This is a genomic window from Streptomyces sp. NPDC046215 (genome assembly GCF_040646215.1).
Taxonomy (GTDB): domain Bacteria; phylum Actinomycetota; class Actinomycetes; order Streptomycetales; family Streptomycetaceae; genus Streptomyces; species Streptomyces stramineus.
This window is the reverse complement of the sequence record NZ_JBEYZW010000091.1, coordinates 16,486-27,005: the sequence shown is the minus strand read 5'-3', so window position 1 is coordinate 27,005 and position 10,520 is coordinate 16,486. Positions and strand designations below refer to the sequence as shown.

Here is a 10,520-nt window from a genome sequence, read left to right as displayed (position 1 = left end):
GTCCTCAAGCGCCGGACGGGCTATTAGCCCGTCCGGCGCTTGAGGACACCGCCGCGCAGCGGTGGTGCATCCCGGTACCCGGAGGTCAGTGATTCGCCACCTGGTAAAGGCCCGGCGTCAGCCGGGTCGTCACGCCGATGCGGTTCCACGCGTTGATGGTGACGATCATGGCGATGAGCTGGGCGAGCTCCTGCTCGCCGAAGCTGCGGGCGGCCCGCTCGTAGACGGCGTCGGGGACGAAGCCGTCGGTGAGGACCGTGACGGCCTCGGTGAGGGCGAGGGCCGCCTGCTCCTTCTCCGTGTAGAAGCCGGTGGCCTCCTCCCAGGCGCTGAGGAGGAAGATCCGCTCCTCGCTCTCGCCCGCCCGGCGGGCGTCCTTGGTGTGCATGTCGAGGCAGAACGCGCAGTGGTTGAGCTGCGAGGCGCGGATCTTGACCAGCTCGATCAGGGTCGGCTCCAGGCCCTTGCGGGCGGCGCGCTCCAGGCCCATCATCGCCTTCTGCACCTCGGGGGCCAGCTCGTGCATCCGCATCCGGGGGCCGTGGTGGTGGGTGCCGGTGCCGTTCGTGTCGGTCGTGTTCACAGGGGTGTCAGTCGTCATATGGACGACCCTAGGTCCGCGGTAGCCCACGGGTATGGTCCATTCCCATGGAGAAAACGTGGGCCATTGCGGGGGCCGGGGCCGCCGGGGGCACCGGCGCCGACCTGCACCTCGACCTGTCCGGCCCCGGCGGGGTGCGGGCCTGCCTCACCCGCGCCCTGCGCGAGGCCGTCCGCACCGGCCGCCTCGCCCCCGACACCCGGCTGCCCTCCTCCCGCTCCCTCGCCGGCGACCTCGGCCTGGCCCGCAACACCGTCGCCGACGCCTACGGCGAGCTGGTCGCCGAGGGCTGGCTCACCGCACGCCAGGGCTCCGGCACCCGCGTCGCCCGCCGCGCCGCGCCCCGCGCCCCCGAGCGCCGCACCACCCCGCCCCGCACCGCCCGCCGCCCCGCCTACGACCTGCGGCCCGGCACCGCCGACGTCGCCGCCTTCCCGCGCGCCGCCTGGCTGGCTGCCGCCCGCCGGGCCCTGGCGGCCGCGCCGAACGACGCGTTCGGCTTCCCGGACGAGCGCGGCCGCCCCGAACTGCGGACCGCCCTCGCCGACTACCTGGCCCGGGCCCGCGGGGTGCGCGCCGACCCCGAGCGGATCGTGGTGTGCGCGGGCTTCACCCAGGGGATCTCCCTGCTGAGCCGGGTCCTGCGGCGCCGCGGCACCCGCGAGGTAGGTGTCGAGGAGTACGGGCTCTGGTTCCACCGCGAGGCCCTCGACCGCAACGGCGTGCGGTGCGCCCCGCTCGGGGTGGACGGGCACGGTGCCGATGTCGCCGCGCTGGAGCGGAACAAGACCGTCCGGGCCGTGCTGCTCACCCCCGCCCACCAGTTCCCCACCGGGGCGCCGCTGCACCCCGAGCGGCGCGCGGCCGTCGTCGACTGGGCCACCCGCACCGGCGGGCTGATCCTGGAGGACGACTACGACGGCGAGTTCCGCTACGACCGCCAGCCGGTCGGCTGCCTTCAGGGGCTCAGCCCTGAGCGGGTCGCCTACTTCGGCACGGCGAGCAAGGCCCTCGCGCCGGGACTGCGGCTCTCCTGGATGGTGCTGCCGGAACACCTGGTGGGCGACGTGCTCGCCCTCAAGCGGGCGGGGGAGTGGAGCTCCGGCGTCCTCGACCAGCTCACGCTCGCCGAGTTCCTCAACAGCGGCGGTTACGACCGTCACGTACGCGCGATGCGGCTCCGCTACCGGCGCCGCCGCGACCAGCTGGTGGCCGCCCTGGCCGAGCAGGCCCCGCACATCCGGGTCACCGGGATCGCCGCGGGCCTGCACGCCGTCCTCGAACTCCCGCCCGGCACCGAGCGCCCCACCCTCCAGGCCGCCGGCTGGCAGGGCCTGGCGGTGGAGGGCCTCTCCCGCTTCCGCCACGACGCTGCCGCTGCCGGGGCCGCCCGGGAAGGACTGATCGTCGGCTACGGCACGCCGCCGGACCACGCGTTCGCGGGTGCGGTTGCAGCGTTGCTGCGGGTGTTGCCGCCGGAGGGGTGACGGTTTGCCGCCTGCGGCGGCGAGCGCCCTGCGGGCGCGTCCTCAATCGCCGGACGGGCTGCTGTGCTGTGTCGCGCAGCGGTGGTGCACCCCCACGACCCGCCGCCCTAGGCGGCCACCGTCAGCCCCAACGACCGCACCAAATCCGCCATTTCAGCCCGATAGAGCTTGCCCGGGTCCCTCGTCACAGAGCGCAGATGCCCGTGGATCTCCAGGGCCACCAGCCCGTGCATCCGGCCCCGGGCCCGCAGGGCCAGGGCCACGGCGTCCGGGGGCAGCTCCGGGCAGCGGGCGCGGATGCGAGCGGCGAAGGCGGGCTCGAAGTCCGGCCACGCGGGCGCGTCGGCACCCGGTGGGTCCTCCCCGGCCGGCCGGGCGGCGGCGATCAGAGTGGCCAGCCCGGCGCAGGCGCGGGCCCCGGCCTCGGCCGCCGGCCCGTACCCCGGGACGCGGTGGCCGCCCGCCGCGTCCCCGTGCAGGAGCCGGAAGCCCTCGGGGTGGGCCAGGGACCAGTCGCGGAAGGCGTGGGCCCAGGCCAGGACGCGGGCCGCCGCGTCAGCGCCGGGGGCCTCCGCGGCGGCGGCCTCCGCGGCGTCGACGAGCGCGGTGCCGACGTCGCCGATCAGTGAGGCGACCAGGTTGTCCCGGGAGGGGTAGTAGCCGTAGACGGCCCCGGCCGTCGTCCCCATCTCCCGGGCGATGGCGCGCAGCGAGACGGCCTCCGGCCCGCCGGTGGCCAGGAGCGTGAGCGCGACCGCCTTGATCTCCCGCCCGGTCTCCGCGGCGAGCCTGGCCCGCCGACTCGCATTCTGTTCTGCCACGGTTTGCACCCTATGGCGTCGCCCTGCCCCCGTGTGCGCTGTTACCGAAGGCCGTGCGGAGTTTCGGCCGACGCGCCACCGGACACCGGCCGACAGATCGCCCCAAGGAGTGCATACCGCCCCTGGTTCCCCGCCGTTTCCAGCCACCCACTCGCCCTTTAGGGTGAACGGGCTTGCACGAGTTCAACCTGACGGGGGTCAGCTCCATGGCGGAGAAGAAGACGAAGGCACGGCGACGGCTGCGGTCGTCCACGGTGATACTGGGCGGGATGGGCGCGCTGGCAACGGCGTTGACCTCCTGCGGATCCGAACCCGACAAGCGCTGCGTCGACCCGAACAGCTACGACGCGGTCAAGGGCTACCGGGTCGTCGACTCCACGTCCTGCAAGTCCAAGGGCTCCGGATCGAGTTCCGGCTCCGGCGGCGGCTCGTCCTCCGGCCGCTGGTACTACGGTTCCGACAAGTCCGGCGGCTTCGCCGACCGCGGCACCTTCAGCAAGAGCCAGGCCGTCGACCGGGGCGGCTTCGGCTGCTCCGGCTCGGGCTCGGGCGGGGGCTGAGCGCCGTGCAGCGCCACCGCACCACGCCCCGCCCCGGGTGGCAGGCCACCGTCGAGGAGCAGGGCGTGATCTACCCCCTCACCCGCCAGCCGGACGGCTCCCTGCGCCCGTACTGGGACGAGAGCGCGTACTACTCCTTCGGCCTCGGCGAGATCGAGGCGCTGGAGGAGACCGTGGCGGAGCTCCATGAGATGTGTCTGGCCGCCGCCGCGCACATCGTGGCCCGCGACCGCTTCGCCGACCTCGGCATCACCGACGCCCGGCTGGCCGCCCTGATCGCCGAGTCCTGGCGCCGGCGCTCCGAACTGCCCTCCGTCTACGGGCGGTTCGACCTGCGCTACGACGGGCGCGGCCCGGCGAAGATGCTGGAGTACAACGCCGACACCCCCACCTCCCTGGTGGAGGCCGCCAGCGCCCAGTGGTTCTGGATGGAGGACTGCTTCCCCGACGCCGACCAGTGGAACTCCCTCCACGAGCGGCTCGTCGACGCCTGGAAGCGGCAGGCGCCCCTGCTGCCGCCCGGTGCGCCCCTGCACTTCGCGCACTCCGCGGCCGACGAGCTCGGCGAGGACCTGATGACGGTCGCCTACCTGCGCGAGACCGCCGAGCAGGCCGGGCTCACCACCCGGGCGATCACGGTGGAGAACATCGGCTGGGACCGGATGTCCGGCCGCTTCGTGGACGAGCGGTACGGGTTCGTCCGGGCCTGCTTCAAGCTCTACCCGTGGGAGTGGCTGACCACGGACCGCTTCGGCCCGCAGGCCCTGGACACGCTCGACAACGGCGGCGGCACGGGCTCGACCCTGTGGATCGAGCCGGCCTGGAAGATGCTGCTGTCCAACAAGGCCCTCCTGGCCGTGCTCTGGGAGCTCTTCCCCGGCCATCCGAACCTCCTGCCCTCCTACCTGGACGGGCCCCGCGAGCTGGCCGCCGGGCCCGGCTACGCCGCCAAGCCGCTGCTGGGCCGCGAGGGCGCGGGCGTGACGCTCCACGAGGGCGGCGCGGAGCCGGTCGTCCGGGACGAGCCGTGCTGCTACCAGGAGCTGGCCCCGCTGCCCGGCTTCGACGGCAACCGCGTGGTGCTCGGCGCCTGGGTGGTGGAGGGGGAACCGGCGGGCCTGGGGATCCGCGAGTCGGCGGGCCCGATCACGGACGAGTACGCCAGGTTCCTGCCGCACGTGATCCGCTGAGGGCGGAGATGCGGGGCCCCGCGCACCGTGTCAGCCTGGCCGCGTGAGCAATCCCGTCATCCGCTGGGAGTGAACCGCGATGGGCAAGCAGGACAGACAGGGACGCAAGGGCTCGGGCGCGCAGCACGCGGAGCACCAGCACGCGGCGAAGGGTCAGCAGGAGCAGCGGACCCGCCAGGCCGGGGACAAGGCCCGGGAGAAGGCCCGCCAGGAGCACCAGGAGCACTGGCAGCGGGACCGCGACACCTTCGACGAGAACTACGACGTCTGAGCCGCCGCCCGGGGCGCCGGCCCCGGCCGGGACGGGGCGGCACCGCGCCGTGCCGCCCTCCCGCCGGCGGGCCCGTCAGGAGCCCAGGACCGCCCGGAGCTGGTCCAGGCCCCAGTCCAGGTCCTCCTTGCTGATCACCAGGGGCGGGGCGATGCGGATCGTGGAGCCGTGGGTGTCCTTGACGAGGACGCCGCGCTCCATCAGCCGCTCGGAGATCTGCCGCCCGGTGCCCTTGGCGGGGGAGACGTCGACGCCCGCCCACAGCCCGCGCCCGCGCACGGCGTCCACCGCGCCGCCGCCCACCAGGAGCCCCAGCTCGTGGTGGAGGTGCTCGCCCAGCTCGGCGGCCCGCTGCTGGAACTCCCCGGACTTCAGCATGTGGATGACCTCCAGGGCCACCGCGCACGCCAGCGGATTGCCGCCGAACGTCGAGCCGTGCTCGCCGGGCCGGAAGACCCCCAGCACCTCGCGGGAGGCCGCCACGGCCGACACCGGCACCACCCCGCCGCCGAGCGCCTTGCCCAGGACGTACATGTCGGGCACCACGCCCTCGTGGTCGCAGGCGAAGGTCCGCCCGGTCCGGCCCAGCCCGGACTGGATCTCGTCCGCGATGAACAGCACGCCCCGCTCGGCGGTCACGCGCCGCACGCCCGCGAGGTACCCGGCGGGCGGCACGAGCACGCCCGCCTCGCCCTGGACGGGCTCCAGCAGCACCGCGACCGTGTTGTCGTCCACGGCGGCGGTCAGGGCGTCCAGATCGCCGTACGGGACGATCTGGAAGCCCGGCGTGTACGGGCCGTAGTCCGCCCGGGCCTCCTCGTCCGTGGAGAAGCTGACGATCGTCGTGGTGCGGCCGTGGAAGTTCCCGCCCGCCACGACGATCTTCGCCTGGCCGTCCGGTACGCCCTTGACGCGGTAACCCCACTTGCGGGCGGTCTTCACGGCCGTCTCGACCGCCTCCGCGCCGGTGTTCATCGGCAGGACCATGTCCTTGCCGCACAGTGCGGCCAGCTCGGAGCAGAAGTCGGCGAAACGGTCGTGGTGGAAGGCGCGCGAGGTGAGCGTCACCCGATCGAGCTGCGCCTTCGCGGCGTTGATCAGACGCCGGTTGCCGTGGCCGAAATTGAGGGCCGAGTATCCGGCGAGCATGTCGAGGTAGCGCTTCCCCTCGACGTCGGTCATCCACGCGCCCTCGGCATAGGCGACGACGACCGGCAACGGGTGGTAGTTGTGCGCGCTGTGGGCGTCGGCGGCGGCGATGCCGCGCTCGGTGGACCGTTCCGTGGACGTCAACGTGTGCTCCGTTCGGTGTGCGGGGCATGCTGCTCTTCACTTTCTACACCTCCACCCCCACCGCCGGACCGAGTCCGGTTCGACACCTGAGAGAATGTGCGCATGGCCCTCGATCGTCCGCGCGCTCTCTCCGGTATCCAGCCCACCGCAGGCTCGTTCCACCTCGGGAACTACCTCGGCGCGATCCGGCAGTACGTGGCGCTGCAAGAGACCCACGACGCGTTCTTCATGGTCGTCGACCTGCACGCGATCACCGTCCCGCAGGACCCGGCGCAGCTGCGGGCCAACACCCGCATCGCCGCGGCCCAGCTGCTGGCCGCCGGGCTCGACCCGGAGCGCTGCACCCTCTTCGTGCAGAGCCACGTGCCCGAGCACGCCCAGCTCGGCTGGCTGATGAACTGCCTGACGGGCTTCGGCGAGGCGTCGCGGATGACGCAGTTCAAGGACAAGTCCGCCAAGCAGGGCGCCGGGCAGACCACGGTGGGTCTGTTCACGTACCCGATCCTCCAGGTCGCCGACATCCTCCTCTACCAGGCGGACGCCGTCCCGGTGGGCGAGGACCAGCGCCAGCACATCGAGCTCACCCGCGACCTCGCCGACCGCTTCAACGCCCGTTTCGGTGACACCTTCACCCTGCCCTCGGCGCACATCGTCAAGGAGACGGCGAAGATCTACGACCTGCAGGACCCGACGGCGAAGATGAGCAAGTCGGCGTCGACGACCAAGGGCCTGATCAACCTGCTGGACGAGCCCAAGGTCTCCGCGAAGAAGATCAAGAGCGCGGTCACCGACACCGACACGGTGATCCGCTTCGACGCCGAGAACAAGCCGGGCGTCAGCAATCTGCTCACCATCTACGCCACGCTGACCGGTACCGGAATCCCGGAACTGGAGCAGAAGTACGAGGGCAAGGGCTACGGTGCGCTCAAGACCGACCTCGCCGAGGTCATGGTGGAGTGGGTGACGCCGTTCCGCGCTCGTACTCAGGAATATCTCGACGACCCCGAGACGCTGGACTCAGTCCTGGCCAAGGGCGCGGAGAAAGCCCGTGCCGTCGCCGGCGAAACTCTCGCACAGGCGTACGACCGGATGGGCTTCCTGCCCGCCAAGCACTGACGACGGCGCTCCGGGCGACACGCCGGAGCCGTGCGGACGGCCGTCCGCACATGGCGGCGGTGGACCGAGGGCAGAAGCACCGACGGGCCCGCGCGGACGTGCGCGCGGGGCCCATGGTCCCGTGCGCACGGGACCAGCGAACCTGGCACCAGGTGCGGCTCAGCCGTCACACTGGCCACGGGGACGTACAGGCGCACAGGAGGGAGAACGCAATGGGGACCGTAACGCTCGGCGTTTCGATCGCGGTCCCGGAGCCGTACGGCAGCTTCCTCCAGAAGCGCCGCGAGGGCTTCGGGGACCCGCACGCACACGGCATCCCCACGCACGTCACCCTGCTGCCGCCCACCGAGGTCGACGACTCCTGCCTGCCGGCGATCGAGGAGCACCTCGCCGGGGTGGCCGCCCTGGGCCGCCCCTTCCGGATGCGCCTGTCCGGGACCGGCACCTTCCGCCCGCTCTCGCCCGTCGTCTACGTCAACGTGGTCGAGGGCTCCTCCTCCTGCGCCTGGCTCCAGAAGCGCGTCCGGGACGCCTCCGGGCCCGTCGCGCGCGAGCTGCAGTTCCCCTACCACCCGCACGTCACCATCGCCCACGGCATCGCCGAGGAGGCCATGGACCGGGCTTACGCGGAGCTGGCCGACTTCGAGGCCGCCTGGACGATCAACGGCTTCGCCCTGTACGAGCAGGGCGCCGACGGCGTGTGGCGGCTGGAGCGGGAGTACCCCTTCGGGCCCGCCGCGGAGGAGTCCGGCGTACCGCGCCAGACGGGCGTCTCACGCCCTCCCGCGCCCTCCCGCTAGCCCGGGCGCCCCCGGGCGCACCAAGGCGCCTCCCGGCCGGTCGGACGCCGTTTTCGGGGTAGTCGTACACCCTGCCCCGAGATGGTAGGAGTGGCCCATGGACTGGCTGACCCGGCTGCCGGCGATCGGACCCCTGATCGCGCGGCTCATGCGCACGCACGCGTGGCGCTCCTACGAGACCCTGGACCGGGTGAAGTGGGCCCGGCTCGCCGCGGCGATCACCTTCACCAGCTTCCTCTCGCTGTTCCCCCTGGTCACCGTGGGCGCGGCCATCGGCGCGGCCCTGCTCAGCAGGGAGCAGATGCGCGAGCTGGAGCAGAAGCTCGCCGAGCAGGTGCCCGGGATCTCCGGCCAGCTGGACCTCAGCTCGCTGGTCGACAACGCGGGCACGGTCGGGGTCGTCGCCGGCGCCCTGCTGCTCTTCACCGGGCTGGGCTGGATCGGCTCCCTGCGCGAATGCCTGCGCGCGGTGTGGGAGAAGGAGGAGGACCCCGGCAACCCCGTCGTCCTCAAGCTCAAGGACCTCGTGCTGCTGCTGGGCCTGGGCGGGGTCGCGCTGCTGTCGTTCGCCTGCTCGGCGTTCGCGGCCTCGGCGGTCGGCTGGGTCGTCGAGGCGGCCAACCTGGACGGCATCGGCGGGCTGCTGACGGTGGCGGGCTTCTGCATCGCCGTCCTCGCCGATTTCCTGATGATGCTCTACGTGCTCTCCCGGCTGCCCGACGTCTTCCCCGAGCGGCGCCGCATGGTCGTCGGCGCGCTGATCGGCGCCGTCGGCTTCGAACTGCTGAAGCTGCTGCTGAGCGGCTATCTGCAAGGGGTGGCGGCCAAGAGCATGTACGGGGCGTTCGGCACGCCGGTCGCCCTGCTGCTGTGGATCAACTTCACGGCGAAGCTGACGCTCTTCTGCGCCGCGTGGACGGCCACGCCGTCGCTCTCCCGGGACGTCCCCGCGGAGCCGGCCCCCGAGGCGGCGGAGGGGCCGGAGACCGGCCCGTCCGCCGCCTGAGGGCTGCCGGGCGGCTCAGCGACGCTGGCGCATCCGGTCCGGCAGCGGGTGACGGCGGTGCACCACGAAGCCCGCGACGGCCAGCACAGCCAGCACGCCGCCCGCGATGCCCACGGCCGTCCACATCCCGCCCGTGCCGCCCGCCACCGACGCCTGCGCGTGCTCCGACGAGCCCAGGGCGCCGCCCGACTTGCCGCCCGGCTTGTCCGTCGCGCCCTTGGGCGGGACGAGCACACCGACCGGCTTGACGTGCCCGGCCGCCTCGAAGCCCCAGTTCAGCAGCTTCTCGGTCTCCTTGTAGACCTGGTAGAGCTCGGCCTTCGACGGGTTCATCACCGTGACCAGCAGCTTCCGGCCGTCGTGCTGGGCGACCCCGGTGAAGGTGTTGCCGGCCTTCGTCGTGGAGCCGTTCTTCACCCCCGCCATGCCCTTGTAGGGGGCGGGCAGCCCTTCACCCGTCAGCAGCCGGTTGGTGTTGACGATGGTGGAGCTCTCCCGCTTCTTGCCCGGCTTCTCCTCGCCCGGGAACTGCGCGGTCACCGTCGAGCAGTACTCCCGGAAGTCCGCCTTCTGCAGGCCGGAGCGGGCGAACAGCGTCAGGTCGTAGGCGCTGGAGACCTGTCCGTCCGCGTCGTACCCGTCGGGGCTGACGACGTGGGTGTCCTTCGCCTGGAGCTCGTCCGCGTGCGCCTGCATGTCCTTGACGGTCCGCGGGATGCCGCCGTTCATCGCCGAGAGCACCCGCACCGCGTCGTTGCCGGAGCGCAGGAAGACCCCCAGCCACAGGTCGTGGACGGTGTAGGTGGAGCCCTCCTTGACGCCGACGGCGCTGCTGCCCGCGCCCATGCCCGCCAGGTCCGAGGGCAGCACCCTGCGCGTCTGGTTGCGGGGGAGCTTGGGCAGCACCGTGTCCGCGAAGAGCATCTTCAAGGTGGAGGCCGGGGGCATCTTCCAGTGGGCGTTGTTCGCGGCGAGGATCTCCCCGGACTCGGCGTCGGCCACCAGCCAGGAGCGGCCGCTGAGGTCCTTGGGCAGGGCCGGCGCGCCCGGCCCGAGCTGCACCTGCGGGCCCTCCCGGCCCAGCAACTCGCCGCCCACCGTCGACATCTGAGCGGGCGGATCCTTGGGCGCGCCCTTGCCGTCGGCCGGGTTGTCGGCGCGGGCGGGCGCGGCGGTCATCAGCGGGAGCAGCAGCGAGACGGTGGCCGCGAGAACGGCCCGGTGGCGTCGGGTCGCGGCGCGGCGCGGGGGGTGTGAGGTCGTCGGCACGCTGGTGAACGTACCCCGCCGCCCGCGGTCCGTGGACGGTGCCTCACCGGCACGCGCCCCCGGTGGGGACCCGATAGGACCAGTGCCGGCGGCCGAACGCATACTG

The 10,520-nt window shown here is 72.9% G+C and carries 11 protein-coding genes; 7 read left to right on the top strand and 4 right to left on the bottom strand.

Annotated elements, in window-relative coordinates:
- Positions 1 to 85: 85 nt before the first annotated feature.
- Positions 86 to 601, bottom strand: coding sequence for a carboxymuconolactone decarboxylase family protein (locus tag ABZ951_RS28460; protein WP_344090530.1), 516 nt, complete (start codon positions 599 to 601; stop codon positions 86 to 88).
- A gap of 47 nt (positions 602 to 648) precedes the next feature.
- Between ABZ951_RS28460 and ABZ951_RS28455 the strand changes: the two genes are divergently transcribed.
- Complete coding sequence (locus ABZ951_RS28455; protein WP_344090532.1) at positions 649 to 2,088, top strand: PLP-dependent aminotransferase family protein; 1,440 nt, start codon at positions 649 to 651, stop codon at positions 2,086 to 2,088.
- Positions 2,089 to 2,195: 107 nt separating this feature from the next.
- Here ABZ951_RS28455 and ABZ951_RS28450 read toward each other — a convergent pair whose 3' ends face one another.
- Entirely contained in the window at positions 2,196 to 2,909 is a 714-nt protein-coding gene (locus ABZ951_RS28450; protein WP_344090534.1) for a TetR/AcrR family transcriptional regulator, read from the bottom strand.
- A 206-nt stretch (positions 2,910 to 3,115) separates the two neighbouring features.
- On the opposite strand from ABZ951_RS28450, the gene ABZ951_RS28445 reads away from it, so the two are divergent.
- The 3 genes from ABZ951_RS28445 to ABZ951_RS28435 all read left to right on the top strand — a co-directional run bounded on the left by ABZ951_RS28445 (position 3,116) and on the right by ABZ951_RS28435 (position 4,930).
- A complete protein-coding gene (locus ABZ951_RS28445) occupies positions 3,116 to 3,469 on the top strand; it encodes a hypothetical protein (protein WP_344090631.1) in 354 nt (117 codons plus the stop codon).
- Between the two features lie 5 nt (positions 3,470 to 3,474).
- A complete protein-coding gene (locus ABZ951_RS28440; RefSeq protein ID WP_344090536.1) occupies positions 3,475 to 4,659 on the top strand; it encodes a glutathionylspermidine synthase family protein in 1,185 nt (394 codons plus the stop codon).
- Positions 4,660 to 4,738: 79 nt separating this feature from the next.
- On the top strand, positions 4,739 to 4,930 hold the full coding sequence (locus tag ABZ951_RS28435; RefSeq protein ID WP_344090538.1) for a hypothetical protein: 192 nt from the start codon (positions 4,739 to 4,741) through the stop codon (positions 4,928 to 4,930).
- Between the two features lie 75 nt (positions 4,931 to 5,005).
- On the opposite strand, the gene rocD is transcribed toward ABZ951_RS28435, so the two are convergent.
- A complete protein-coding gene (gene rocD / locus ABZ951_RS28430; protein WP_344090540.1) occupies positions 5,006 to 6,223 on the bottom strand; it encodes an ornithine--oxo-acid transaminase in 1,218 nt (405 codons plus the stop codon).
- 102 nt (positions 6,224 to 6,325) lie between these two features.
- Here rocD and trpS point away from each other — a divergent pair, with 102 nt between their 5' ends.
- From trpS to ABZ951_RS28415, 3 genes are all read left to right on the top strand, one after another.
- A complete protein-coding gene (gene trpS / locus ABZ951_RS28425; RefSeq protein ID WP_344090542.1) occupies positions 6,326 to 7,339 on the top strand; it encodes a tryptophan--tRNA ligase in 1,014 nt (337 codons plus the stop codon).
- A gap of 212 nt (positions 7,340 to 7,551) precedes the next feature.
- Positions 7,552 to 8,139 (top strand): 2'-5' RNA ligase family protein, encoded by a 588-nt coding sequence (locus tag ABZ951_RS28420; protein WP_344090544.1) that lies wholly within the window; start codon positions 7,552 to 7,554, stop codon positions 8,137 to 8,139.
- Positions 8,140 to 8,236: 97 nt separating this feature from the next.
- The gene (locus tag ABZ951_RS28415; protein ID WP_344090546.1) at positions 8,237 to 9,145 is read left to right on the top strand and encodes a YihY/virulence factor BrkB family protein; all 909 of its coding nucleotides are present in this window, start codon (positions 8,237 to 8,239) and stop codon (positions 9,143 to 9,145) included.
- Between the two features lie 15 nt (positions 9,146 to 9,160).
- Here ABZ951_RS28415 and ABZ951_RS28410 read toward each other — a convergent pair whose 3' ends face one another.
- Positions 9,161 to 10,414 (bottom strand): D-alanyl-D-alanine carboxypeptidase, encoded by a 1,254-nt coding sequence (locus ABZ951_RS28410; RefSeq protein ID WP_344090548.1) that lies wholly within the window; start codon positions 10,412 to 10,414, stop codon positions 9,161 to 9,163.
- Between the last annotated feature and the right edge of the window lie 106 nt (positions 10,415 to 10,520).